Raw genomic sequence first — 24,369 nt, forward strand, 5'->3', positions numbered from 1 at the left:
CTGTCCACTTTCTGCAAAACCCCACACTCCGTGACCGGCCCCTCATTTCGGGGCCGGGCGACGTTGATTCAGGTCAAGGTTTGGTCCCGTTCGAGTGCCTAGCATGGCGGACTCGATAATAAAAACGGACGGGAAGGACACCATGACATTCTGGCCCTGGAGTGAAGAGCTCGAAGTTGGTATCAGCGACATCGATCAACAACACCGCTGGCTGGTGGACCAGACCAACCGGCTGCACGAGGCCCTGGAGAACCAGGCTGAAGACAGCGAAATTGGCGACCTGCTGGAGGGGCTCATGGACTACACCATGAACCACTTCATTGTTGAGGAGGACCTGTTCGCCCGCCTCGGCTATCCGGAAACCGAGGCCCACAAACGCGAGCACGACACCTTCACCCAGAAGGTCATGACACTGATTGACCGCCATGAACAGGGCGACGCCTCAGGCGCCGAAGCCCTCGCCCTGCTCAAAGACTGGCTGACCCACCACATCCTCAAGGTGGACAAGGCCTACGTTGAGCACTTCCGCACCCATGGGGTCGGTTAGTGTCCCGAGTTACCGGGCGGACTGCCAGTTTGCCATATCCGCCAGTGCCAGCAGGCCGTCCGCCAGCACCCCTTGCCAGGCAAAGTAGTCATGCCCGGCGGCGTACTCCCGATAGCGAACCGGGAAGCCCTTGGCTGCCAGCAGGTCTCGCAGGTGGCGTGAGGTCTCCAGAATCCCGGCCATATCGGACCGGTGCCCCTCAAACAGGCCGGCACTGAGGAAGAAACGCACAGGTACGGTCTCCATCCCAACCAGCTGACGGGCGACATATTCCTGTTCATGGGCAGGGGTACCAGGCGGATGCCACCAGAACGAACCCGACATCGACAGCACATTACCGAACACCTCGGGGTAGGCCAGTGCCACCGTAGCCGATGCCAGACCGCCATAGCTCGAACCGGCCAGGATGGTGCGCTCTGCAAGAGGTTCCATTCCGGTCTGATGCTGCAACCAGGGCACCAGCTCCTCCGCCAGCACCCTGGCAAACAGCGGATTCGCTGGCAGTTCCCGGGAGCGGGCTTCGCGGTCCGGGTTGGCAATAAACACAGCCATCACCGCAGGCAGTTCTCCGGCGGCAACCAGGTTGTCCAGAATGGTGGGCGTCGGCACCTGGCTGGTGTAGGCATCGCCATCGAACACCAGCAATAACAGGTTGTCCGGATTCGCAGGGTCAAAGCCGGCGGATCGGTAGATCTGAATGTCCCGCTGGTTGCCCAGAGTCTCACTGGCAAACCTCAGAGTCTCCAGGCTGCCCCTGGCTTCCGTGCCGGGCGACAGCCAGGGTTGAGGCGGCGCCTTGTCCAGCGTCACGGTGGAATTCTGCTGGTAGACATCCACCGCGTCCGCCGGCCAGGGTGTCAGATTCAGCGGATCGGCCTGGGCCGTGGCCAGAATCGCCACCCGCCGCTCCCGGGCAGTCCCCGGAAGGTCGGGTACGTCGGGGGCCAGCTGGTAGGACAGCCGTGTGCTGTCCGGCGCCTCGAAGCTGCGGAACCAGATATCGCTCTGCCCCAGACGGGCCAATTGCTCATGGTTGCTGGAAGGCGCGCCAAACAGTCGCACATTGCGCTCGGCACCACGGTAGAGGAAGGTGAGAATGCGCCTGCCATCAGGCCCCGGTTCAACCAGCGGCGTCCCTGCCCTGGCTACCTGCTGCCAGAACGCCTCGGTATCACCACCATCGGCAATGACACTGGCCACTTCGGCAATCGTCGGGCTGAGGAACTCCCGCTCGGGTGCCCGCTGACTCGCCACCGGCACCTGGCGATCCAGAGTCAGCTCAAACTGCCCCCCGCCGCCGTGACCACGGACCTCCAGCACCTGGTCGGCAGCGCCCACCACAAACTGGAACTGCCGGCGTTCATCGCCAGCTGCCACCAGTTGCCGTACGGGATGCCCCGTTGCCGACACCAGCGTCAGATCCGCCAGGGCATTCGCCGTCACGAAGTGACCACGCAGATAGTCCCCGGGGGCGGCCTCCAGTGCCACGCGAATCGGTGCCTCGCGGGGCAGCTCAGCGGCCACGGGATGGGTGAGTGTCAGGGTCTGGCCCTGCGCGAGCGAGGCAGCCAGCGACATCAGCAGTCCCCCAAGTTGTTGTTTCCATTTCATCATCAGCAAATCCATAGCGAGCAAGGCGCGTCATAAAACCATAAATAGTAACGATTTTCACTCGCAATAAAAAGCACCTGATGGATCAACTGTCAGAAAACTATACAACTCCCCGACAAGTCGCCAGACACACTTTCGCCAGTGCTCTGAAAGCCGTCCGAATTCGCCGGAGTGGACACGATCTTGCTGCCACCAGAATGACAGCCCACGGGCTGTCAGGGAGTCCCTGTCAAAGACAACTGGGAGACAGATCAATGCTCCGTTCCCGTGTTCACTCACTCTGCCTCGCCGCTGCGCTGACGACCGTGTCAGCCGGTGCCAGCGCCGGGGTTATCATCAACAACAGCACCAACGGACTCTACAACAATGGCCTGGGCGACCTTGCCGCGACCTATGGCCCCAATTCGCTGTTCTTCCCTGGCGCCAATGTCAGCGAAGGTGATCCGAACCAGAATCCGCTGGCCGAACCGGATCTGTCACTGACCGCCGAACTGGGTACCGACTGGCTGGCGGGAGACTATACCGGTGGCACCTGGAGTGCCGGCGCCGTCGCGATTCCGTCAACCTGGGCCGTCAACACCGAGACCGCCATCGTCTACAACTTCGACCTGACGGAAACCTCCAACCTGCATCTGGACCTGGGCGTGGACAACGGCATCTATGTCTGGCTGAACGGCAGCTACCTGTTTGGTGCCATGGCACCGGGAGGTTCCAACCTCAATGAGTACGACATCGACCTGGCAGGCCTGAGTGCGGGCAACTACAACCTGCAGATTCTGCGGGAAGACCATGGTGGCGGCACCGACTTTGACATTCTGGCAACAGCCACCGCTGCGGTTCCGGAGCCTGGCACCCTGGCGTTGCTTGGCCTGGGACTTGCAGGACTGGGCTTCTCACGCCGCCGTCGACCCGCTTGACGGATCTTTGCGAGCATTACGACAACCGTGACAAACACCGGCCGGACCTTTTGGGTGCGGCCGGTTTTTTGTGGCCAGGACGTCTCCGATCCTTGCCGATAGGCGAACAACGCTTTAGATTCTGAAGTCAGCAGACAGCACAGTCAGGATCAGGATTAACCAGGAATACAATGGGCAACAAGGTAAGGACACCGGTATCGAGCCACGGGCTGCCAGACCGATGCCCGCTCCAGTGAGCGGTGAATGCGTCATCCTGCTGCACGGCCTGGCCAGGACAGACGGCTCCATGAAGAAGATGGCGACAGCCCTTGAGCAGTCGGGTTACGTCGTTATCAATCAGCCCTACCCGTCAACCCGATACCCGATTGAGACACTCGCCGATACGGCCATTGGCCAGGCGCTCTCGAGGTGTCCGGACGGAGGCCGAATTCACTTCGTCACCCACTCCATGGGCGGCATTCTGGTGAGACAGTACCTGAGTCGCCAGCGGATCAGCAGCCTGGGACGCACGGTCATGCTTGGCCCACCCAACCGGGGCAGCCAGGTCGTCGACACGCTGGGCAAAATGGTGGGATTCAAACTGGTCAACGGACCGGCGGGGCTGCAACTGGGCACCAGCGAAACCAGCGTGCCAAATCGGCTCGGGCCGGCGAATTTTGATGTCGGGATCATTGCCGGCACCCGCAGCATCAATCTGATCCTCTCGACCATGCTGCCCAAGCCGAACGATGGCAAGGTCTCGGTAGCGAACACCCGGCTTGACGGTATGGCGGACCATCTCTCGCTGCCGGTGACCCATCCGTTCATGATGAACAATGCCGAGGTCATCACTCAGACGCGGCACTTCCTGCGGCACGGCATGTTCGACCGCATGGGCAAATAGAGCGGGCAGAAGGCCACCTCAGGCGGCTTTCTCAAGCGCGGCAGAGGCCTTCAGGCAGTCGTAGAAAGGTTGGGCCTCGCGGATCTTGCGGGCCTTTGACCAGACCGCCTCGGCTTCCGGATAACCACGTCTCAGGTAGTTGAGCCACTGTTTGATGCGGCCGGTCACGAAGCGGTCTTCCAGCCGCGCCTGCAGTTCAGCGCCGTAGGCAATGACCAGGCTGACTACGGCGGGCCAGTCCAGTTCCTCACCCTGTTCGCCCTGCTGGCTGGCCTTGATCCGCCGCGCCAGGTCCGGGCGGGTGATCAGGCCGCGGCCGATCATCACCTCATCGCAGCCGCTCACGTCACGACAGCGCCAGTAGTCCTCAACCGTCCAGATCTCGCCATTGGCAATCACCGGCACGGCCACCGCCTCCCGCACCCGGGCAATTTCCTCCCAGTAGGCCGGCGGCTTGTAACCGTCCACCTTGCTGCGGGCATGAATAACGATTTCCCCGGCGCCAGCATCCGCCAATGCCTGACCGCAGGCCACGCCCATGGAACGGTCGTCATACCCCAGCCGCATCTTGGCGGTGACCGGCACCGCAGCCGGCACCGCCTGGCGCACCGCCGCCACGATCTGATGCATCAGCTCTGGCTCTCTCATCAGCACGCAGCCCCCCTTGTGACGGTTGACCGTCTTGGCGGGACAACCAAAGTTGATGTCCACCTGGCAGGCACCCAACTCCGCGGCCTTCACGCCGTGACGTGCCATCATCTCGGGATCAGACCCCAGCAGCTGTACCGCCACCGGTGTGCCGGCACGGGTCAGTGAGCGGTTATGGAGTTCCGGTGCATACTTGTAGAAGATGCGCGGCGGCAGCATGCCGTGGGTAACGCGGATGAACTCGGTCACACTGCGGTCAATGCCGCCGACACCGGTGAGGATCTCGCGGATGGGGGCGTCAACCAGTCCCTCCATGGGGGCGAGGGTAATGCGCATGGATGCTCCGAAATCGGTCAAATGATGAACAGCGGCGCATTCTAGCGAGTTGATGGCCGGAATGACAGTCGCCATTGCCACAACCGGCCCATCACCGGCTTAGCCAGGCTACGAGCGGATCAGATGTCCCGCAGACGGGCGATCAGGCGGGCAACCGCGTCGGCTGTCTGGCGCAGGTTCTGCTCGCCATCCCGCAGAATCTCTTGCTGCGACGCCAGTTGATGCAGACAGTCAAACACCGCGTCGATGCCATGCTGGTACACCAGGTCGCTGCCCTCTCCCAGGCAGCCGGCGATGGCGATGACCCGTTCGACGCCGGCCTGGCGCGCGATCCGGGCAACCCCCACGGGGGTTTTTCCAGCAACACTCTGGCTGTCGATACGGCCTTCACCGGTGATCACCAGGTCGGCATCCCGGCAGGCCTGAGCCAAGCCCACTGCCTCTGCAACAATGTCGATCCCCGGTCGCAACCGGGCTCCCGCAAACCCGATCAGCGCCGCCCCCATGCCACCGGCGGCGCCGGCTCCGGGTACCGCATCCAGCTCGGTTGCCGTGGCCTTGCCTGCCAGCCCGGCGAAGTGCGCCAGATTGCGATCCAGTGTCGCCACCTGTTCACGGTTCGCGCCTTTTTGTGGCCCAAACACCGCGCTCGCGCCACGGGGCCCCGTAAGCGGGTTATCAACGTCACAGGCCACGACGATGTCCACCTCCGCCAAACGCGGATGCAGCGCAGTCAAGTCGATCCGATGCAGTTCCGCCAGCCCGATACCGCCGCGGGGTATGTCGCGGCCACTGGCATCAAGGAAGCGGGCACCAAGAGCGGTCAGCATGCCTACCCCGGCGTCATTGGTGGCACTGCCACCCAGCCCGATGATGACACGGCGGACGCCCTGCTCCAGGGCGTCTTCCAGTAACTGACCGGTGCCATAACTACAGGCCGACAGGACGTTTCGAAGGTCCGACGCCACCCGGTGCAGGCCAGAGGCTTCCGCCATTTCAATAATGGCCAGATCATCCACCAGGCCATAGCGGGCCTGGACCGGTTCCTCCAGGGGACCGGACACAGCCAGTTGCCGCCAGTGCCCCCCAAGCGCATCCACCAACGACTGAGATGTGCCTTCACCGCCATCCGCCATCGGCAGGGTTACCAGCTCGGCATCCGGCAGGTGACGCCGACAGGCAGCGGCGATGGTGTCGGCAACCTGCCGGGCGGTCAGGCTTTCCTTGAACGAGTCAGGGGCAACGACGATTTTCATCAAATCTCCTTCGGAGCCGCCGCCAACGGCGGCTCCCCGTGCATTCAGAGCAGAACCAGGCTCAACAGGTACACCAGTACGATGGCGGTGATGCCCTGAACCAGGGTCGCCGCGGTATGGGCGCGGTAAGCCAGCGCCACCGGCATCCGGCTGAACTGGGACACCACCCAGAAGAAGCTGTCGTTGGCGTGGGAGACCGTCATCGCACCGGCACCAATCGCCATCACCGTCAGCACCCGGCCCATCTCGGTGGCCAACCCCAGATCCCCCAGCATCGGCGCAACCATGGCGGAGGTGGTAACCAGCGCAACCGTGGACGACCCCTGGGCCGATTTCAGCGCCGCCGCCACGATGAACGGCATGAAGATACCCACGCCCAGGGCGGACAGAGTGGTACCAAGGTATTCACCAATCGGCGTGGCCTTGAGCACTGCACCGAATGCGCCACCGGCACCGGTAATCAACAGGATCGGTGCAGCTGCTGCAATCCCCTTGCCAATATGCTCATTGAATTGGGCGATACGATCGCCCGGCTTCAGCAGCGGCAAGCTGAGGAACAGCCCGATCAACAGCGCGTTCAGCGGCTGCCCTAAAAAGCTGAACGTCTCGAACACCACACCAGCGCCCATCGGCCCGGTGGGGAAACGGGCAATGGAGCCCAGGCAGATCAGCAGGATTGGCACAAAGATCGGTGCAAACGCCTGCCCCGCTGTCGGCAGGGTGCCGTAGCTGGCTTTCATCGTCCGCCACTGCGTCTCCACCTCTTCCGGCGTTTGGGGCTCATCGCCTGCAATTTCCACCGCCCTGAAGCGGTTTGCCCACAGCACTCCGGCCAGGGCCGCCACGGCGCTCACCACCAGGCCCAGCAGAATCACCAGCCCAAGACTGTCCTCCAGCGCCAGGTTACCGGCGGCGGCAATGGGCCCGGGGGTCGGTGGCACAAAGGTATGGGTGGCAAACAGCCCGGTGGCCAGGGCCACACTCATCGCCACCGACGACACCGCCATGCGTTTGGCCATGGATTGCTTGAGGGAGTTGAGAATGACAAACCCGGAGTCGCAGAACACCGGGATAGAAACAATGTAGCCGATGATGGACATGGTCAGGGTCGGGAACCGTTTACCCAACAGCTTGACCACCGTATCCGCCATGGTGATGGCTGCGCCGCTCTTCTCCAGGATGACGCCAATGATGGTGCCCAACACAATCACCAGGCCAATGTAGCCCAGGATGCCACCAAAGCCACCGGTGATGGTCTTGGCAATCTGGTCCGCCGGCAGGCCGTAGGCAAAGGCGGCAATAAAGGCGGCGAGAATCAGGGTCAGAAACGGATGGATCTTGAAGCGGCTGGTCGCCACCACGATAAAGCCAACAACGGCCAGTAAGATGAGCACCAGACTCATGGAAAACCCTCCAACAGCGGTGTTTTTATTCTGTATGCCCTACTGAGAGGGCAGCATGAGTGTCACCGCACCATTATCGGGCAGGAGTAAAAACCGATGCATCGTCAGAACCAACAATAATGCTCACGAATTACACCCAGACCCTGTGCACACGCACAAAAATCAAGGCAGATAGGTCGACTTCAGGCGAGGGCCAACGCGACGTAGAGCTGCATCAGTGAGTCCAGCTCCGTCAGTGAACAGCCGCTGAGCTGTTCGATCTTGTTCAGCCGGTAACGCAGAGTATTGCGATGGATATGCAGTTGCCGGGCACAGCGTTGCTGATCCGGGTAATCCTGAAAGTACTGCCGCAATGTCTTCAGCAGATGGCCCTGGCGATCACCGGCCAGCAGTCGCTGCACCGGTGCCACCAGGGCGTCCCGGCGCCAGTCCTGCTCAAGCTGGGACAGCAGAACCGGCAACGGATCATCGGCGAAACGCAGCAGTGACTGGTCCGGGTGACGACGCCGGCCAACCTGCAGGGTCTGGCGCGCGGTCTGGTAGGACTCGGCCATGCGACGGGGGTCCTCGAACGCCTGACCCACCGCCAGCCGTACCTGGACTCCGGACGTACGATCCGCCACCGTCAACAGTCGCAGAAGCGACCTCGGCACCGTCTCGGTCGCATCCAGGGTATCGTGCAGAATCACCAGCTCGCTCAGCGACTGCATCGCCACCAGGGCGCCGGATTCGCCCCCAGCCAGCCGGTCCATGGCCTCCCCCATCACCTGCTGGCGGCCAGGGTCGTCACCGTCCACACCCATGACCATCGCCACCCTGGGTCGATCAAGGTCCACCTGGAGCTGCCGCGCCCAGTCCACCAGTACCGGCCAGTCGGTATGGCCCTGGACCCATTGCAGCACAAACTCCTCTTTCTGCCGGTGGCCCCACTGGGTCTGCTGCCAGGCCTGGGCCTGCTCGATGATCAGCTCCGCCGCCATTTTGACCAGCAGACCAAACTGCTTCACCTGATCCGGGTCCCCCGTCAGGCCGATCACCCCGACCAGTTGCTGCTGGTGGCTCAGCACCAGGTTCACCCCCGGCCGTACACCGCTGAGCCGGGCCGCGGCGGCCTCATCCAGCAACACCGTGTCACCCTTGGCAATGGCCAGCAGCGCGCCATCGTGGACCTGGCCCAGACGTCGGGAATCCCCGCTGGCGATGATGCGACCGTCGGCGTTCATCACATTGACGTTGTAGTCGATGATCTGTGTCGTGCGCACCACGATTCGCTGCGCCAGCTCGGCATCCAGTTCGATGGCCATGGAGATTCCTGAAGCGTGTGAGAGTCAGGGCCCCATCATACCGACTTCGTCTGGGTGGCCCCAGGCTCTGCCGCTGGCATCACCCCGTTCCAGACCGGCAGATCCAGATCCTCAGGCTCTTCATTGGGGCCGCCGGTACGGCTCTTGAACGCGCCCTCCTCAATCGGAATGCGGAACAGCGCCGTGATCTTGCGCTCCTTGGGGCTGGGTTCTCGCACCTGCTGCCAGCGTCCGGGTTCCAGCTGCTCAATGATGGCTTCGAAGGCGGCATCAAATGCCTGGTCGTCCGTTACCCGACTGGCGGTGCCATAAAGCACCAGTGATCGGTAGTTGGCGCTGTGGTGATAGGCCGACTTACTCATCACCCACTCGTCGGTCACCGCGAACGAAATGCACAGGGTGACGCCCTCATCCAGTCGCTTCGACAGTCGCCCACCCTCCAGGCAGTGCACGTACAGCGCATCCCCCAATCGCCAGATCGTGATGGGAATCACCCGTGGTGCCCCATGCTCCACGAACCCCAAATGCCCCGTCTTGAGGGCGTCGATCAGTTGGTAGGCCTGGGCCCGATCGTAACTGGCCTTCTTGGCGCCTCGCCGAACCATGCTGCGCGGGCAGCATCTCAGGGGTGACAGGGCTTCGTCGGCGGTGTCCGGTTTCATGCTGGTTCCTCGGTTGTTGGCTTGAACCGTCATTAAAGGCGTAAACTGACCCCATCAAAAGAACCAGATAGCAAATCCTGATGGGACCAGTTAAGAGCCGTCACCGTGATCACCGACCTTCAGATTGATAGCACCCTCCCCCTGCAACAGCAGCTCTACCGGCAGCTGTCGCAACGAATACTGCAACGTCGCTACCCCGCCGGCAGCCGGCTACCCTCGAGCCGCCAGCTGGCGCAGGACCTGGGGGTCAGCCGTAACACCGTGAACGCGGTGTATGACCAGCTCAAGAGCGAGGGCTTTCTGCAAACCCAGGCCGGTCGGGGCATCTTCGTTCATGAGGATATCGACAGCCGACACTGTCCGCCCGCCAAAGGCGCTTCCCCGCAGCCCGAGCGAGTGGCCATTCCGCCATTGCCAGCACTGCCGGAGGGCGCCATCCGCCGCAGCGACCAGGACAGTAACCTGCCGTTCACACCGGGACTGCCCGATCTGGCTGCGTTCCCCATTCGGGCCTGGAACCGAATCCTGCATCACCATGAAAGCCGGCCGTCGCTGATGGGCTACAACAGCCTGCAGGGCTATCGGCCCCTGCGGCGGGCCGTGGCGGAATACGTTGGCAGCGCCCGTGGTGTGCGTTGCCATGAGGACCAGGTGATCATCACCCAGGGCGCCCAGCAGGCCCTGGCGCTGATTGCCGACATTTTCCTGAAGCCCGGTGACCGGGTACTGTGCGAGGACCCCGGCTACCGAGGTGCCCGCTACGCCCTTGGACGCCACGGTAATCCGCTGATCCCGGTGCCACTGCGCCATCAGGTACTCGACATTGACGTCCTCGCCGACGCCGGCCCGGCCAGCCTGCTCTATTGCACGCCCACCCATCAGTACCCGATGGGCGGCATCCTCGACGCCTCACAGCGCATGGCGCTGGTGGAGTGGGCCCAGCGTAACCAGACCTGGATCATTGAGGACGATTACGACAGCGACTTCCATTTCTACACCAAGCCTTTCGCCGCCATTCAGGGCATGTTTGACCAGGCCCCGGTGCTGTACATGGGCAGTTTCAGCAAAACCCTGATACCCGCACTGCGGGTGGGCTATCTGATCGTGCCGGATACGCTGGTGGAGCATGTGCTGAGGGCGAAACGGGTGATGGGTGGCGAGACGGCATTGCTGACCCAGGCTGTCATCGCAGAGTTCATAGACAGCGGGCAGTTCACCCGCCATCTTCGGCGAATGCGACAGAATTACCGCGAGAAGTGGGAACAGTTCCAGGGCCTGGTCATCGACCAGTTGTCAGGGCTGGCGGCTCCGATTGCCGAGAGCGCCGGCATGCACCTGGTACTGACCGGGGACTGGCCAGACCGGGACTGCAATCACTGGCTGTGGCAACAGGGATACGGCAGCACTCCGCTGAGCGCCCATTACCTCGGGCCGGCCCAACAGCAGGGGTTGGTGATGGGCTTTGCCAGTGCCAGCGACCAGCAGATCCGGGATTGCGTGGCGGCCCTGACTATGGGCCTGGCGCGGGCTGGACAGCGGAAGACTTGAGGCCGACAGCCTCATGGGCCGCTTCGATATACCGGCCAACCTGCTTTCCGGTAATATCGTCGACGCTACGCAGTTTGATGTGTCGGCGGTACTTGCCGGTGCCTTCCAGCACTTGACCGGGATCGGCAAGGCCGGCACCTTCACTGAACTCCAGCGAGACATGCTGGCGATAGGCGAACACGCCACAGAACGGCCGGCCCGCCGAGAACAGCAGTCCGCCGTACTTCACCTCTTCCGTTACTTCGGGACCAACCGCCAGAATCACCGCTCGCAGGCGGCTGACCAGCGCGTGCTGGTCGGGGTCGACCAGTCGAATGTCCTCAAGCAACGCCTCCACTCGATCGTTAATTGTCATGCCCGCAACACCTCCCTGATAAGATTCATCTCGTGAACGCTTACTGCACGACTAGTGTACCGGAACGACGCAGTGGGTCAGCGAATTAACCGCACAGGACACTAGCGATCATTCAGCCCTTTACCGGCAAGGATACGGGGCTCACACCGATCAACCCGGGCAGCCCGGGTGCTGGCCTGCTTTGCGCCGGCGAAGTGCAGCAAATAGCCCCGCTGGCGCCCCGGCGTCAGTGCCTCGAAGGCGGCTTTCAGTGCCGGGCTGGCGTCCAGCCGCTGCTGAAACTCCGCTGGCACGTCAAAATCCTCGGTGCGCTTGAACTCAACCTGTTGGCCGGACCGTTCCACCTCAATAGCTTCAAGTAGATAGGCTTCGATTGCCGGCGCCAATGCCTGGATCTGTTCGACACTGGTGAAGCGGATCTGGCGGGTCGCCTGGGTATTGTCCGTTTGGGCAATCAGAAGCTGATCCGGGTCCTTCAGCAGTGCGCCCTTCATGAACAGCAGGGCGCAGAAATCCTTGAAGCCGTGAATCAGCACCACGTTGCTGCCATCGATGGCGTAGCAGGGCTTGCCCCATTTAAAGCCCTCCTCCAGCGGCGTTCGGGAGACAATGGCTCGCAGTTGCTGATATTCATCACGCCATTGCCTGGCGGCCTGAAGAAACTGCTCAACCTTGAGGCTGGACGGGGTTTTCTGGGCCTGATTCATCGGTTTCATCCCTGACTGGTGATTGCTGACCTGAGACGCTCTCTGTACCAACGCGGCTGCCACAACCTGCATACCAGCGGGCAATGACAGCAGCGTGAATTGAGCATGGACCAGGCAGCCGGATTGCGCAAAAGCGCCCAGTCAGGTTGCTGAATGTGAGGGGTTAGTAATCGTCCTCATCTTCAGCAGATCTCTCCATGTTCTGGAGAAGTGTTTCCTGGAACGGAGCGACAGCCTGAACATCTGAATCGGGAACATCGCCAAGGAACTGCCTGGAACGTTCGTACATCGCTTCCTCTCTCTTAATGAGTTCTGCGATCTGCTCCTCGGTGTAATTATAGTTGCGATACATCTCGGCCCTTGACTCTATCGAAGCTACCTGCTTCTGGTGCATCAACAGGATAGAGGCCTTACCAACACTCCGCATCACATCCAGGTATTCGTCCGCATCGGAGAATCCATATGGCCGGACTATGTCTGTAACAAACTCTTTTGCATCATCATTTTCCCGCAGGTGAGAGACAGATTCTTCGAACTGCTCATCAAAACTCTGCGCAGATTCGTTCCTCCCGCCCTGAAAAGTGCTCACAAGCTCAGCCACCTTCTCATTATTCATAGCTTCAAATTTGGCGCGATCACCCGACTCCACGGCCTCTTCATACTCACGCTCCCAAGCAGCTTCTGCTTCGGCTTTAGCCTCCAGCTCGGCCTTTTTTTCCGGCATTAACTGGAGTAGCTCATCTTCTCTTCCTTCCAGTGCCTGCTGAGCTGACAACATATTTCGGACATCCGCTTCACTCAGCCCGGCCATAGCCTGCGAACTCCAAACAGTCAGCAGGGCGACGATCAAAAACAGGGGGTTCATCAGGTATTTCATCGGTTCCATCTCCAAAACAACTCCACTGGGTTCGCAGCCAACACCGTCCACGGTGTCTTGATTGTGCAAGCCATCAAAGAAATACGTCAGAGGCAGGCGATGTGCAGAGCCCCGGGCGGGGTTGCTGCGAGCAGAGGCGTCTATCCTTGACGATTCCGCCGTGCACAGGATCAATCTCCTTCAGGCAACGGCGGCACAAACATTACCACTTCAGGCATTGTCTTTGCAGCTGAACATTGCAGGGAGTCACTGTCCACCCCGGCAACGCGGGGTCACCAGGGTGGGCAGGTCGGCTTGGCCGGAGGGGTTAGTGGATGTCGAAGCGGTCGGCGTTCATCACCTTGGTCCAGGCGGCCACGAAGTCATTGACGAACTTCTCCTGGCTGTCGTCCTGGGCGTAGACTTCGGCGTAGGCTCTCAGGATGCTGTTGGAGCCGAAAACCAGGTCCACCCGGGTGGCGGTCCAGCGGACGTCACCACTGCTGCGGTCACGCAGTTCGTAGCGGTTGTTACCGGCCGGTTTCCAGCTATAGGCCATGTCGGTCAGGTTGACGAAGAAATCGTTGGTCAACTGCCCCACCCGATCGGTGAACACACCGTGCGTGCTGCCGCCGTGGTTGGTGCCCAGCACCCGCATGCCACCGATCAGCACCGTCATTTCCGGCGCGGTCAGGCCCATCAGCTGGGCACGGTCGAGCATCAGCTTTTCCGGCTCCACAGCGTAGTCTTTCTTGAGCCAGTTGCGGAACGCATCGTGGATGGGCTCCAGCGGCAGGAACGACTCGACATCGGTCTGCTCTGGCGTTGCATCACCACGGCCCGGTGAGAAAGGCACCGTCACGCTCACGCCCGCAGCCTGGGCGGCGGTCTCTATCCCCACATTACCAGCCAGGACGATCACATCCGCCAGGCTCGCACCAGTGTCAGAGGCAATGCCTTCCAGCACCCCCAGCACCCGGGCCAGCCGCTCCGGCTCGTTACCTTCCCAGTCCTTTTGCGGTGCCAGGCGAATGCGGGCGCCGTTGGCGCCACCCCGCATGTCGGAACCGCGGAAGGTGCGAGCGCTGTCCCAGGCGGTGGACACCATGTCACTGGTGCTCAGGCCACTGTCCGCGATCCGGGATTTCACCGCCGCGATGTCATAACCGGTACTTCCCGCTGGCACCGGGTCCTGCCAGATCAGGTCTTCTGACGGCACTTCCGGCCCCACATAACGGGCCTTCGGCCCCATATCACGGTGGGTCAGCTTGAACCAGGCCCGGGCAAAGGCATCCTCGAACGCGGCCTGATCCTTGGCGAACCGCTCGGAAATCTTGCGGTACTCCGGGTCCATTTTCATTGCCATGTCGGCGTCGGTCATGATCGGTTTGCAGCGGATCGACGGGTCCTCCACATCCACCGGCATATCCTCTTCCTTGATGTCCACCGGCTCCCACTGCCAGGCACCGGCCGGACTCTTCTTCGACTCCCACTCGTGGTTCAGCAGCATCTGGAAGTAACCGTTGTCCCACTTGGTGGGGTTGGTGGTCCAGGCCCCTTCCAGGCCGCTGGTCACCGCGTCCCGACCAACACCACGGCTGACCTTGTTGACCCAGCCCAGGCCCTGCTCTTCAACCGGGGCGCCTTCCGGGTCCGGCCCCAGGTTGTTGGCGTCGCCATTGCCGTGGGTCTTGCCGACGGTGTGGCCGCCAGCTGTAAGGGCGACCGTTTCTTCATCGTCCATCGCCATGCGGGCAAAGGTTTCACGAACATCGGCAGCGGTCTTCAGGGGGTCCGGATTACCGTCCACGCCCTCGGGGTTCACGTAGATCAACCCCATCATCACCGCAGCCAGCGGATTCTCCAGATCGCGTTCGCCGGAATAGCGGCTCTTGTCGTTGTCAGACGTCGCCAGCCATTCGTCCTCGGCGCCCCAGTAAATATCCTCTTCCGGGTGCCAGATGTCTTCGCGGCCAAAGCCAAAGCCAAAGGTCTTGAAGCCCATGGATTCGTACGCCACGTTGCCGGCCAGGATGATCAGATCGGCCCAGCTGACCTTGTTGCCGTACTTTTTCTTGATCGGCCACAGCAGCCGGCGCGCCTTGTCCAGGTTGCCGTTGTCAGGCCAGGAGTTCAGCGGCGCGAAACGCTGGTTACCGGTACCACCACCCCCACGGCCATCAGCGATGCGGTAGGAACCTGCCGCGTGCCAGGCCATGCGGATCATCAGGCCACCGTAGTGTCCCCAGTCAGCCGGCCACCACGCCTGGCTGCTGGTCATCAGGTCGTTAAGGTCCTTTTTGAGGGCCGCCACGTCGAGCTTCTTGAGTTCCTCCCGGTAGTCGAAATCCTTGCCCATGGGGTCGGTCTTGGTGTCGTGCTGGTGAAGGATGTCCAGGTTGAGAGCATTGGGCCACCACTTCATGTTGGTTGAGCCCTCGGTCGTGTTGGCTCCGTGCATAACCGGACACTTACCTTGGGCGGAGCTGTTCTGTGTCATCTCTCTCTCCTAATTCTGTTGGCAATTGGCGACAGCGTCGTTGTTCGTGGCAGGCACACCACTAACTATAGATCGGCCATCGGGAACTGCTTGGGTCTCAACCGGCGCAATCGTTTGCTAGTGCGCCAGGGCGTAGTCCACCAAATAGCTGATCAAAGAGTTCGTCGAGTAGTTCCACAGGGCGCCCAGGCGAATGGCTCCGGCGGATAACGCCTTGTCAGTAGGCTGTTTCATGGGCGATCTCCTGCGTTGTCGGGAACCATTTCACGATAACGCCCAGGGAGATCTCGAGATAATTAATTAAAAGAAAAGGAACAAGAGTTTTTAGCTATCGAAAACGGCAGCGGAACAGAGCGCTCAGGGGAAGGATCAGGCGAGGCGTTCTATGGAGTGGAATTTTCCCTGGTCATCAAACAGGATACGGAAGGAACCGTGGATGCCGTCCCGCAGGAAGAACGGCACAAGAATACGGGCCGGGAAGCGGATTGAGCGTCCGTCCCGGGCCCGGGTATGGACATCCCGCGCCGAGCCCTGATAGAGCTTGATCCACTCGTCAGGGCCGATGGAGATGTCCACGATGATGTGCTGCACTGGGCTGCCCGTTCCGGTGACGGATCAGTTGGACAGTTCCAGCAGCAGGCGATTCAGCCGGCTGACGTAGGCACCCGGGTCTTCCAGCTGCTCGCCGCTGGCCAGAGTGGCCTGGTCAAGCAGTACCGCAGACAGCTCACCAAAGCGCTCCTCGCCCTGCTCGTTCTCAAGCCGCTGCACCAGTGGGTGCTCAACGTTGATCTCGAAAATCGGTTTGCTGTCCGGCACTTTCTGGCCGGCCGCTTCCATGATCTTCTTCATCTGCGCGCCCATGTCGTGGTCTCCCACAACCAGGCAGGCCGGAGAATCGGTCAGGCGGTTGGTCACCCGCACTTCCTGGACCCGTTCAGCCAGGGCTTTCTGGATACGCTCCAGCAGATCCTTGTGGGCTTCGGTGGCCTCTTCCTGCTGCTTCTTGTCTTCCTCGGTCTCAGCCTCGCCCAGGTCCAACTCGCCGCGGGCAACGTCCTGCAACTGCTTGCCGTCGTATTCGTTGAGGTAGCCCATCATCCACTCGTCGATACGGTCGGACAGAATCAGCACCTCAATGCCTTTCTTGCGGAAGACCTCCAGGTGCGGGCTGCTCTTGGCGGCGACGTGACTGTCGGCAGTGATGTAGTAGATCTTGTTCTGACCTTCTTTCATGCGGCCGAGGTAGTCATCCAGCGAGACGTTCTGGGCAGCCTCACCGGTATTGGTGGAAGCAAATCGCAGCAGGCCGGCAATCTTCTCACGGTTGCTGAAGTCTTCCGCCGGGCCCTCCTTGAGGACCTGACCGAACTCGTCCCAGAACTTCTGGTAACTGTCGACATCTTTCTTGGCCAGTTTGCCCAGCATGTCCAGCACCCGCTTGGTGAGGGCGGACTTGATGCTCTCGACAGTGCTGTCGTTCTGCAGGATCTCACGGGAAACGTTGAGGGACAGGTCGTTGGAATCGATCACGCCCTTGGTGAAACGCAGGTACAGCGGCAGGAACTGCTCGGCGTCATCCATAATGAACACCCGCTGCACGTACAGCTTCAGGCCTCGTGGCGCCTCGCGGTTGTACATATCAAACGGAGCACGTGCCGGCAGGTACAGCAGGCTGGTGTAATCGAGCTTGCCTTCGACCTTGTTGTGGGACCAGGTCAGCGGGTCCTCAAAGTCGTGGGCAATGTGCTTGTAAAACTCTTTGTACTCGTCATCCTTGATCTCAGTACGCGGCAGGGTCCACAGCGCAGTCGCGTCGTTGACGGTCTCGTCTTTCGCTTCCTCGCCTTCTTCGGTCTGCTCGGCCTTCATGATCACCGGGAACGAGATGTGGTCGGAATACTTCTTGACCAGGGAGCGCAGACGCCAGCCGTTGGCAAATTCCTTCTCGTCCGCCTTCAGGTGCAGCACGATCTGGGTACCGCGGACATCACGATTGACCGATTCAATGGAGAATTCGCCGTCGCCCTTGGAGTCCCAATGCACACCTTCTTCTGCCGGTGCACCGGCACGACGGGTAAACACTTCCACCCGATCAGCCACGATGAACGCCGAGTAGAAGCCAACACCAAACTGACCGATCAGCTTGCTGTCTTTCTTCTCGTCACCAGACAGCTGCTGGAGGAATTCGGCGGTGCCGGATTTGGCGATGGTGCCGAGGTTGGCAATCACATCGTCGCGGGTCATACCGATGCCATTGTCAGTGATGGTCACGGTATTGGCGTCTTCATCGAAATCGATGCGGATGTTCAGGTCGGGGCTGCCCTCGTAGAGGCTGTCATCCTTGAGAGCGGCGAAACGCAGCTTGTCTTCAGCGTCTGAGGCGTTGGAGATCAACTCCCGCAGGAAAATTTCCTTGTTGGAATAGAGGGAGTGGATCATCAGGTGAAGCAGCTGCTTCACCTCGGTCTGGAAACCAAGGGTCTCTTTCTGGGATTCAACCGTCATGGCTTGAACGTCTCCTGACTGAGATGGAACACGTGGGGAATCGCGCGGGCGATCCCCCTCTGTTTGGGGTTGCAAACAGAAGTGGGGCCACCCGATCGCTTTTCAAGGGCTGATCAGTCTTCCAGAAGGAAGTGGGCGCGGGCGGTGGCGATGGGCTGGCTGCGTGATTTCTGCCAGGCGGTGACCATCACGTTCGCCACCCGGTTGCCCTGGCGGGTAAGCCGGCATTCGGCGAAGGTTTCCCGGTCCAGACCGGCTCGCAGGTAGTCCAGTGAGAAGTCGACGATGCGCGGCATACGCAGCACGTCCTGGGACATCATCAGATAGATGGCTGCGGACAGCTCCATAAAGCCGCCAATCACACCGCCATGAATGGCCGGCAGGATCGGGTTGCCAATGTTGCTGTCCTTGCGGGGCAGCCGGAAAATCAGGTCATCGCCGAACCGCTCACACTGCAGGCCGATGAAGCCAGCGTAGGGGATGCCATCCAGCATGCGGGAAAAATCGCCCGTTTCCTGGGTATAGCGCAGGATTTCCGCGGTGGTCATGCGTCGTCTCCGGTAATCAGGTCACGGTAGGATTTGGGCGTGGCTTCCCGCCCGATGCGCATGAAGGTACCAACGCAGTTGGCAATGGCCTTGCCCTTTTCCTGGTAGGCCTCACAGCGGGTAAAGATGATGTTATTGGTAATGCGGTAGGCCTCGGCACGGGCATAGACCGGCTTGTTGGGTTCCGCCGGTCGCATGTAATCCACCCGCAGGTCGAGGGTGGGACACAGCTCAAAATCCGGCAGCACACAGATCATCACCGAACCGGAGGCGGTGTCCATCAGCGTGGTGATGGCGCCACCATGGATCACCCCGGTTTCCGGGTTGCCGATGATTTTCTGGCTGTATGGCAGGCACAGAGTCAGTTGCTGATCGTCAGCGTCGGCCACGGTCAGCCCCAGTGTGCGAGCCTGCTGCAGGGTGTTGATGAACCGGGTGACCCGGTCCTTGCGCACGGAATCGGTCATTCAGTCGGCCTTTCCTTCCACGTTTCGTTCGGTTTTTTCGGTTTGCTTCGTGCTTTTTGGTGCCTTTGATGACGGCTCCTCAAAGACCTTGCCAGAGCGCAATGCGGTCAGCGCTGCCGACCGGAACTCCCGCCGGTACAGTACGAACACCACCAGGGTGGAGGCCGCAAGAAATGCCACCGGGTGGATGAACCAGGCCACCACGGCCAGAGCGTAGTAGTAGGAGCGCAACCCCAGGTTGAAGGCGTCCCCCGCCATGTTGCAGACCTGGGCCGCGCTGCGGGCAAAGGCTTCCCGCGATGCCGGGCTCACCTGTTTGTCACCGGGGAACGGCGCGCCGCCGATCAGCACCGCCACGAAGTTGTACATCCGCATCGACCAGGTGAATTTGAAGAACGCGTAGATAAACACCACCATCAGCACCACCATGCGCAGCTCCCAGATGGCCCGGCTGGGCAGGTTGCCGAATGGCAGGGTGCTGAACACTTCCATCACCTCCTGGGTGTAACCCAGCGCGGTGATGATACCGGCCAGGATCAGCAGGCAGCTGGAGGCAAAAAAGGCGCCGTTACGTTCCAGGTTGCCCACCACCGAGGCGTCGGAGATGCGGTTATCCCGGCGCAGCATGACCCGCATCCAGTCTTCCCGATAGAGATCCAGGGTGTTGGACAGGCAGGGCCGGTCGTCGGCGCGACGGCGGGAATACTCGCTGTAACCCAGCCAGCACACGAGGAACCAGAGCAGGGCCAGCAAATCCAGGGATTCTTTCATCAAGGGGTCCGGGTAACGGGCAATGGCAGAAGCACGAAGACGAGGGCCCGATTCTACCGCAAGGGGCCAGTACCCAGCCAGTTTGCCACGGCTACGGGGCCTGGGAACCTGCAACCACCTCTGTCATCGCCGGTCTATATGGTATAAAGCAGAGAATCCTCCTGCCCACCGGCAGGAAGCGCTTCGCTACCGCTTCTGTACCTTCCCCTCAAGCTAGGTGGTACTGAGCGGGAACGCCAATCAACGGATCTACAGGGAGTCTGGAGTGAACATCCGCGTTCTTCGTCGTTGCCTGCCACTGGCACTGCTGCTGGCCATCCTTGGCGGTTGTGCCGTCAACCCCGTCACCGGGGAGAAACAGCTGTCGCTGATCTCCGAACAGCAGGAATGGACCATGGGGGCCAAGCAGTACATTCCCACCCAGCAGACCCAGGGCGGCCAGTTCTATCTTGACCCGGAGCTGAGCTTCTACATTCGTGAGGTTGGCATGAAGCTGGCTGCCGTCAGTGATCGACCGGACATGCCCTATGAGTTCGTGGTACTCAACAGCAGCGTTCCCAACGCCTGGGCCCTGCCCTCCGGCAAGATCGCCATCAACCGCGGCCTGCTGGTGCAGCTGGAAGACGAAGCCCAACTGGCTTCGGTACTGGGACACGAGATCGTCCACGCGGCCGCCCGCCACAGTGTCCAGCGAATGCAGACCGGCATGCTGATCAATGCCGGTATGGCCGGAGTCGGCATTGCCCTGGCCGACAGCGACTGGGCCCAGCTGGCGATGGGGGGAGCCGCTGTCGGCGCCCAACTGGCACTGGCCCAGTATGGCCAGGCCGATGAGCTTGAATCCGACCACTACGGCATTCGCTACATGGTGAAAGCAGGCTATGACCCGATGGCAGCGGTGGAGCTGCAACAACTGTTTGTGAAGCTGTCCGAGGGCCGCGAATCCAGCTTTGTCTCCGGGCTGTTTGCCACCCACCCTCCCTCCCAGACCCGGGTGGATCGCAATCTGGAACTGGCGCAGAAGCTCGATGGCGGCGGCTTCCGTGGCCGTGACGTCTATCAGCGCCACCTGGCCACGCTGAAGCGCCTGCAGCCCGCCTATGACGCCTACGACAAGGCGGTGTCGTTGATCCGGGAAGAGAAGTTCCAGCAGGCCCTTGGCGAAATCAACCGGGCAATCGACATTGAAGACGGCGAAGCCATGTTCTTTGCCCTGCGGGGGCAGATTCATCAACTGCTGGAGCAGCCGGATCTGGCCGATCATGACTACGACAAGGCGGTGTCGCTGTATCCGGAAATGTTCAGCTATCGCCTGCGGCGGGGCCTCCACGCCTATGCCCTCAACAACCTGAACCAGGCGCAAGAGGACATTACCGACGCCAACCGCACGGTGCCCACCTCCATTGGCTATCTGCGGTTGGGAGACATTGCCGTCCGCCAGCAACGCAAGAACGATGCGATTGCCCACTACCGCAAGGCCTCAGAGGCTGGTGGCGCGATTGGCCAGGAAGCCCAGCGTAAACTGGCCCAGCTGACCGGCACCCAACCACAGCAGCAGCCCAAGCAACAATAACCCTAACGGATGTCGGGCCACCTGCCGGCCCGGCATCCGCCGTTCTCTCCCTCATCCGCTCCCTTTCTCGGTCGCGCTTGCTGAAGTGACGACGTTCCCGCGTCAGTGGCTGCATTGACATCTAGAGCAAAAACTCTAAAAATCAATTTAACGCTAACAACAAGGGACCAACCCGATGCTTGCCAGACGACTGCAACCCATGGCATCGCAGGCCCGGCGCCTGTACGTGGAGCTGATGTTTCAGGTGATGGGCAACGCCCTCCAGGCCATCAGTGAGATTGACGACGATGTTCAGAACGAGGCCCGGGCACTGCCAGAGGGCTTCCTGTTCGAGATGATGGTGATGCCCCACGGCGCCAGCCTGGTGATAGAACACCTCGGCAACGGCCGCTTCCGCTATCACGGCTCGGAAGCGCCCCGCCCCGTGAACCTGTCCATCCAGTTCAAGCACATTGCCCATGCCTTCCTGGTGCTGTCCTTCCAGGAAAAAACCTCGGTGGCGTTTGCCAACGACCGCATGCTGGTGGATGGCGACATTGGCTACGCAGTCCGCATGACCCGCATTCTCAACCGCCTGGAGGCCTTTATCCTGCCGCGGTTGCTGGCCCGAAGGGCAGTCAAGGAGTATCCCCGTAACCTGCACCTGCCGGAGAAACTCCTCAACGCCACACGCATCTACCTCAAGGTTGCGTCCCAATTCTTTGACACGGTGAGAGCATAATGAGCAGCACATTCTACGAGTTCTTCTGCCCGGTGAAGGTGATTGCCGGTAAAGCCGCACTGGAACACATCCCCTACGAACTGGCCGGCCTCGGCGGCAAACGGCCGATGATCATTACCGACAAGGGTGTGCGTGCCGCAGGCCTGCTGGAACCGGTGATTGCCGCCTGTGAGGAGAGCGATCTGGACATCGCCAGCGTTTACGACGACGTCCCCCCCGACTCCTCCAAGGCCGTCGTGCGGGACATCGCCGGCATCTACCGCCAGGAGAAATGCGATGCCATCATCGCCGTGGGGGGAGGCTCCGCCATCGACACCGCCAAGGCTGTCAACATTCTGGTATCCGAAGGCGGTGACGACATCGCCGCCTACGCCGGCGCCGGGGTGCTGAAGCGGCCGCTGAAGCCGTTCTTTGTGGTGCCGACCACCGCAGGCACCGGCTCGGAAGTGACCGCGGTGGCGGTGATTGCAGATACCGAAAAGTCGGTCAAACTGCCGTTCACCTCCTCGTTCCTATTGCCCAACGCCGCCATTATCGACCCGCGGATGACGCTGACGCTGCCCCCTCACATCACCGCAGCCACCGCGATGGACGCCCTCACCCACGCCACCGAAGCGTTCACCTGCATGGCCAAGAACCCGCTCAGCGATGCCTATGCCACCGCGGCGGTGAAAAAGATCAGCCACTCACTGCTGGCGGTGATGGACAATCCCAAGGACGCCGACGGCCGCCTGGAGCTGGCCCAGGCCTCGACCATGGCCGGCATTGCTTTCTCCAACTCGATGGTGGGTCTGGTCCACGCCCTGGGGCACGCCACCGGTGCGATCTGCCACCTGCCCCACGGCCTGTGCATGAGCATCTACATGCCCTACGTGCTGGAATACAATCTGGAGACCATTCGCGAGCCTCTGGGTGAGCTGCTGCTATACCTGGACGGTCCGGAGGCCTACGCCGCCACGCCGGCCAACCGACGTGCTGAAGCGGCCATCTCCGCCATCCGTCGACTGCGGGATGCGCTGTACAAGAAGTGCCAGCTGCCCCGAACCCTCAAGGAAACCGGTAAGGTGGACGAGTCCCAGCTCGACGACATCGCGGCCCTCGCCCTCGACGATGGCTCAATCATGTTCAATCCCCGCGAGGCCTCGCTGGAGGATGCCCGCGCGGTACTGCAGAAAGCCTGGGCCTGATAGCCGACCGCCCCGCCCTCGTGGCGGGGCACAGCCCACCTTCCCCGAACGCCGACAGACCTTCCCAACATTGCAAATCCCTGGCGAAACGGACAAAATTCATAATATGTTCCGGGTCGCGCAGGCTCTTGCCAGGTGTCATCACACCGCCACAGGCAGCCTTGCCAGCTGAACCGGACCAGATCCCAGTGTTTGCCAAGCGGCACATCCTGGCATGGAAGCATGAAACGGAACGGCCCCCGTTCTGAACGCTCTGGTTCATTTCGTTCACTGTTGCCTCACGCCTATGCCAGCCAACCTTGCTACCGCCCTGTTATCGTCCCTGTTGCTCCTGGCCACCCTGCCGGGCCAGGTTTCGGCGTCCACGGGCAATGACGACCTGCAGGACACCATCCGCTTTAACGTCTCGCCCAACGGCTATCCACCCTACCTGATCGTGGAGGATGACCACCTGGGCGGTATCGTCTGGGATGTTATGTCCCGCATCAGCGAACGGCTGCAACTGACCCTGGAGCCACTGAAAGTTCCCCGCAAGCGGGTCGATGAACTGATTCTGAACGGCTACGTCGACGCCACCCCGCGAGCGGTGGAGTGGACCAGCCAGCCCGAGCGGTTTCTCTACTCCGACCCCATCGTGCAGGTAGAGGAAGTGCTGTTCTACCCTCACAACCGGGCATTTGAATTCCAGTCACCCGACGATCTGGCAGGCAAGACCCTGGTCACCCACCTGGGCTACTACCACGCCAAACTGGCGGAGCTGTTCGATAGCGGCCGGACCCAGCGATTCGATGTGGTGGGTGATGCTGAGGTGTTCCGGTATCTGCTCGACAGCGAGCGCTTTGACGGCGCCATCGCCGATCGCCTGGTCGGCCGCTGGGTCATCCGCAACCACCCATACATGGCCGGCGCCCTGGCGACTTCACAAGCCAGCATCAGCAACTACAGCTTGCGGCTGATGGTACGCCCCGAGCTGACCGGGTTCATACACCGCTTCAACAGCGAACTGACCCGCCTCAAGGCCAGCGGTGAGCTGAACGACATCCTCGCCAGCTACCGCTGAA

General features: G+C 61.2%; 23 protein-coding genes. 8 read left to right on the forward strand and 15 right to left on the reverse strand.

The window, feature by feature from the left end:
• Positions 1 to 142 precede the first annotated feature (142 nt).
• Complete coding sequence (locus J2887_RS12685) at positions 143 to 547, forward strand: bacteriohemerythrin (RefSeq protein WP_227171490.1); 405 nt, start codon at positions 143 to 145, stop codon at positions 545 to 547.
• A 9-nt stretch (positions 548 to 556) separates the two neighbouring features.
• On the opposite strand, the gene J2887_RS12690 is transcribed toward J2887_RS12685, so the two are convergent.
• Positions 557 to 2,161 (reverse strand): alpha/beta hydrolase-fold protein, encoded by a 1,605-nt coding sequence (locus tag J2887_RS12690; protein WP_227171491.1) that lies wholly within the window; start codon positions 2,159 to 2,161, stop codon positions 557 to 559.
• Between the two features lie 251 nt (positions 2,162 to 2,412).
• On the opposite strand from J2887_RS12690, the gene J2887_RS12695 reads away from it, so the two are divergent.
• The gene (locus J2887_RS12695; protein WP_227171492.1) at positions 2,413 to 3,075 is read left to right on the forward strand and encodes a PEP-CTERM sorting domain-containing protein; all 663 of its coding nucleotides are present in this window, start codon (positions 2,413 to 2,415) and stop codon (positions 3,073 to 3,075) included.
• 220 nt (positions 3,076 to 3,295) lie between these two features.
• Entirely contained in the window at positions 3,296 to 3,958 is a 663-nt protein-coding gene (locus J2887_RS12700; protein ID WP_227171493.1) for an esterase/lipase family protein, read from the forward strand.
• Between the two features lie 18 nt (positions 3,959 to 3,976).
• Here J2887_RS12700 and J2887_RS12705 read toward each other — a convergent pair whose 3' ends face one another.
• The 5 genes from J2887_RS12705 to J2887_RS12725 form a co-directional block, all read right to left on the reverse strand.
• Complete coding sequence (locus J2887_RS12705) at positions 3,977 to 4,942, reverse strand: tRNA dihydrouridine synthase (protein WP_227171494.1); 966 nt, start codon at positions 4,940 to 4,942, stop codon at positions 3,977 to 3,979.
• Between the two features lie 119 nt (positions 4,943 to 5,061).
• Positions 5,062 to 6,198: a glycerate kinase gene (locus J2887_RS12710; protein WP_227171495.1), complete on the reverse strand. Its 1,137-nt coding sequence runs from the start codon at positions 6,196 to 6,198 to the stop codon at positions 5,062 to 5,064.
• A 44-nt stretch (positions 6,199 to 6,242) separates the two neighbouring features.
• Positions 6,243 to 7,601, reverse strand: a complete 1,359-nt coding sequence (locus J2887_RS12715; RefSeq protein ID WP_227171496.1) for a GntP family permease — start codon at positions 7,599 to 7,601, stop codon at positions 6,243 to 6,245.
• Positions 7,602 to 7,783: 182 nt separating this feature from the next.
• Positions 7,784 to 8,905, reverse strand: a complete 1,122-nt coding sequence (locus J2887_RS12720) for a sugar diacid recognition domain-containing protein (protein ID WP_227171497.1) — start codon at positions 8,903 to 8,905, stop codon at positions 7,784 to 7,786.
• A 35-nt stretch (positions 8,906 to 8,940) separates the two neighbouring features.
• Positions 8,941 to 9,567: a pyridoxamine 5'-phosphate oxidase family protein gene (locus J2887_RS12725; protein WP_227171498.1), complete on the reverse strand. Its 627-nt coding sequence runs from the start codon at positions 9,565 to 9,567 to the stop codon at positions 8,941 to 8,943.
• Positions 9,568 to 9,672: 105 nt separating this feature from the next.
• On the opposite strand from J2887_RS12725, the gene J2887_RS12730 reads away from it, so the two are divergent.
• Positions 9,673 to 11,115, forward strand: a complete 1,443-nt coding sequence (locus J2887_RS12730) for a PLP-dependent aminotransferase family protein (RefSeq protein ID WP_227171499.1) — start codon at positions 9,673 to 9,675, stop codon at positions 11,113 to 11,115.
• On the opposite strand, the gene J2887_RS12735 is transcribed toward J2887_RS12730, so the two are convergent.
• The 9 genes from J2887_RS12735 to J2887_RS12775 all read right to left on the reverse strand — a co-directional run bounded on the left by J2887_RS12735 (position 11,078) and on the right by J2887_RS12775 (position 19,827).
• Positions 11,078 to 11,470 carry a DUF1801 domain-containing protein gene (locus J2887_RS12735; RefSeq protein ID WP_227171500.1) on the reverse strand — a complete coding sequence of 131 codons (393 nt, stop codon included), beginning with the start codon at positions 11,468 to 11,470 and terminating at the stop codon, positions 11,078 to 11,080. The two genes, J2887_RS12730 and J2887_RS12735, sit on opposite strands and share 38 nt — an antisense overlap.
• 101 nt (positions 11,471 to 11,571) lie before the next feature.
• Positions 11,572 to 12,177 carry a YdeI/OmpD-associated family protein gene (locus J2887_RS12740; RefSeq protein WP_227171501.1) on the reverse strand — a complete coding sequence of 202 codons (606 nt, stop codon included), beginning with the start codon at positions 12,175 to 12,177 and terminating at the stop codon, positions 11,572 to 11,574.
• Positions 12,178 to 12,340: 163 nt separating this feature from the next.
• Positions 12,341 to 13,054, reverse strand: a complete 714-nt coding sequence (locus tag J2887_RS12745) for a hypothetical protein (protein ID WP_227171502.1) — start codon at positions 13,052 to 13,054, stop codon at positions 12,341 to 12,343.
• Between the two features lie 307 nt (positions 13,055 to 13,361).
• Positions 13,362 to 15,533: a catalase/peroxidase HPI gene (gene katG, locus J2887_RS12750; protein WP_227171503.1), complete on the reverse strand. Its 2,172-nt coding sequence runs from the start codon at positions 15,531 to 15,533 to the stop codon at positions 13,362 to 13,364.
• A 369-nt stretch (positions 15,534 to 15,902) separates the two neighbouring features.
• A complete protein-coding gene (locus J2887_RS12755) occupies positions 15,903 to 16,124 on the reverse strand; it encodes a DUF2835 domain-containing protein (protein WP_227171504.1) in 222 nt (73 codons plus the stop codon).
• Positions 16,125 to 16,148: 24 nt separating this feature from the next.
• A complete protein-coding gene (htpG, locus tag J2887_RS12760) occupies positions 16,149 to 18,041 on the reverse strand; it encodes a molecular chaperone HtpG (RefSeq protein ID WP_227171505.1) in 1,893 nt (630 codons plus the stop codon).
• A 113-nt stretch (positions 18,042 to 18,154) separates the two neighbouring features.
• A complete protein-coding gene (locus J2887_RS12765; RefSeq protein WP_227171506.1) occupies positions 18,155 to 18,589 on the reverse strand; it encodes a PaaI family thioesterase in 435 nt (144 codons plus the stop codon).
• Positions 18,586 to 19,056, reverse strand: a complete 471-nt coding sequence (locus J2887_RS12770; protein WP_227171507.1) for a PaaI family thioesterase — start codon at positions 19,054 to 19,056, stop codon at positions 18,586 to 18,588. Before J2887_RS12770 ends, J2887_RS12765 begins: the two co-directional genes overlap by 4 nt.
• Positions 19,057 to 19,827, reverse strand: a complete 771-nt coding sequence (locus J2887_RS12775; RefSeq protein ID WP_227171508.1) for a DUF599 domain-containing protein — start codon at positions 19,825 to 19,827, stop codon at positions 19,057 to 19,059. It abuts the gene before it with no gap.
• A 265-nt stretch (positions 19,828 to 20,092) separates the two neighbouring features.
• Between J2887_RS12775 and J2887_RS12780 the strand changes: the two genes are divergently transcribed.
• The 4 genes from J2887_RS12780 (at position 20,093) to J2887_RS12795 (ending at position 24,368) form a co-directional block, all read left to right on the forward strand.
• On the forward strand, positions 20,093 to 21,400 hold the full coding sequence (locus J2887_RS12780) for a M48 family metalloprotease (RefSeq protein ID WP_416381860.1): 1,308 nt from the start codon (positions 20,093 to 20,095) through the stop codon (positions 21,398 to 21,400).
• Between the two features lie 175 nt (positions 21,401 to 21,575).
• Complete coding sequence (locus J2887_RS12785; protein ID WP_227171509.1) at positions 21,576 to 22,121, forward strand: hypothetical protein; 546 nt, start codon at positions 21,576 to 21,578, stop codon at positions 22,119 to 22,121.
• Positions 22,121 to 23,308: an iron-containing alcohol dehydrogenase gene (locus J2887_RS12790; protein ID WP_227171510.1), complete on the forward strand. Its 1,188-nt coding sequence runs from the start codon at positions 22,121 to 22,123 to the stop codon at positions 23,306 to 23,308. Before J2887_RS12785 ends, J2887_RS12790 begins: the two co-directional genes overlap by 1 nt.
• Before the next feature lie 286 nt (positions 23,309 to 23,594).
• Entirely contained in the window at positions 23,595 to 24,368 is a 774-nt protein-coding gene (locus tag J2887_RS12795) for a substrate-binding periplasmic protein (protein ID WP_227171511.1), read from the forward strand.
• Position 24,369 lies beyond the last annotated feature (1 nt).

This window comes from Marinobacter sp. CA1 (genome assembly GCF_020546665.1).
GTDB classification, from domain to species: Bacteria; Pseudomonadota; Gammaproteobacteria; order Pseudomonadales; family Oleiphilaceae; genus Marinobacter; species Marinobacter xestospongiae.

Coding starts and splice junctions, on each gene's coding strand:
- J2887_RS12685 (WP_227171490.1), top strand. CDS start 143: ATGACATTCTGGCCCTGGAGTGAAGAGCTCGAAGTTGGTATCAGCGAC.
- J2887_RS12690 (WP_227171491.1), bottom strand. CDS start 2,161: ATGATGAAATGGAAACAACAACTTGGGGGACTGCTGATGTCGCTGGCT.
- J2887_RS12695 (WP_227171492.1), top strand. CDS start 2,413: ATGCTCCGTTCCCGTGTTCACTCACTCTGCCTCGCCGCTGCGCTGACG.
- J2887_RS12700 (WP_227171493.1), top strand. CDS start 3,296: ATGCCCGCTCCAGTGAGCGGTGAATGCGTCATCCTGCTGCACGGCCTG.
- J2887_RS12705 (WP_227171494.1), bottom strand. CDS start 4,942: ATGCGCATTACCCTCGCCCCCATGGAGGGACTGGTTGACGCCCCCATC.
- J2887_RS12710 (WP_227171495.1), bottom strand. CDS start 6,198: ATGAAAATCGTCGTTGCCCCTGACTCGTTCAAGGAAAGCCTGACCGCC.
- J2887_RS12715 (WP_227171496.1), bottom strand. CDS start 7,601: ATGAGTCTGGTGCTCATCTTACTGGCCGTTGTTGGCTTTATCGTGGTG.
- J2887_RS12720 (WP_227171497.1), bottom strand. CDS start 8,905: ATGGCCATCGAACTGGATGCCGAGCTGGCGCAGCGAATCGTGGTGCGC.
- J2887_RS12725 (WP_227171498.1), bottom strand. CDS start 9,567: ATGAAACCGGACACCGCCGACGAAGCCCTGTCACCCCTGAGATGCTGC.
- J2887_RS12735 (WP_227171500.1), bottom strand. CDS start 11,470: ATGACAATTAACGATCGAGTGGAGGCGTTGCTTGAGGACATTCGACTG.
- J2887_RS12740 (WP_227171501.1), bottom strand. CDS start 12,177: ATGAATCAGGCCCAGAAAACCCCGTCCAGCCTCAAGGTTGAGCAGTTT.
- J2887_RS12745 (WP_227171502.1), bottom strand. CDS start 13,054: ATGAAATACCTGATGAACCCCCTGTTTTTGATCGTCGCCCTGCTGACT.
- katG (WP_227171503.1), bottom strand. CDS start 15,533: ATGACACAGAACAGCTCCGCCCAAGGTAAGTGTCCGGTTATGCACGGA.
- htpG (WP_227171505.1), bottom strand. CDS start 18,041: ATGACGGTTGAATCCCAGAAAGAGACCCTTGGTTTCCAGACCGAGGTG.
- J2887_RS12765 (WP_227171506.1), bottom strand. CDS start 18,589: ATGACCACCGCGGAAATCCTGCGCTATACCCAGGAAACGGGCGATTTT.
- J2887_RS12770 (WP_227171507.1), bottom strand. CDS start 19,056: ATGACCGATTCCGTGCGCAAGGACCGGGTCACCCGGTTCATCAACACC.
- J2887_RS12775 (WP_227171508.1), bottom strand. CDS start 19,827: ATGAAAGAATCCCTGGATTTGCTGGCCCTGCTCTGGTTCCTCGTGTGC.
- J2887_RS12785 (WP_227171509.1), top strand. CDS start 21,576: ATGCTTGCCAGACGACTGCAACCCATGGCATCGCAGGCCCGGCGCCTG.
- J2887_RS12790 (WP_227171510.1), top strand. CDS start 22,121: ATGAGCAGCACATTCTACGAGTTCTTCTGCCCGGTGAAGGTGATTGCC.
- J2887_RS12795 (WP_227171511.1), top strand. CDS start 23,595: ATGCCAGCCAACCTTGCTACCGCCCTGTTATCGTCCCTGTTGCTCCTG.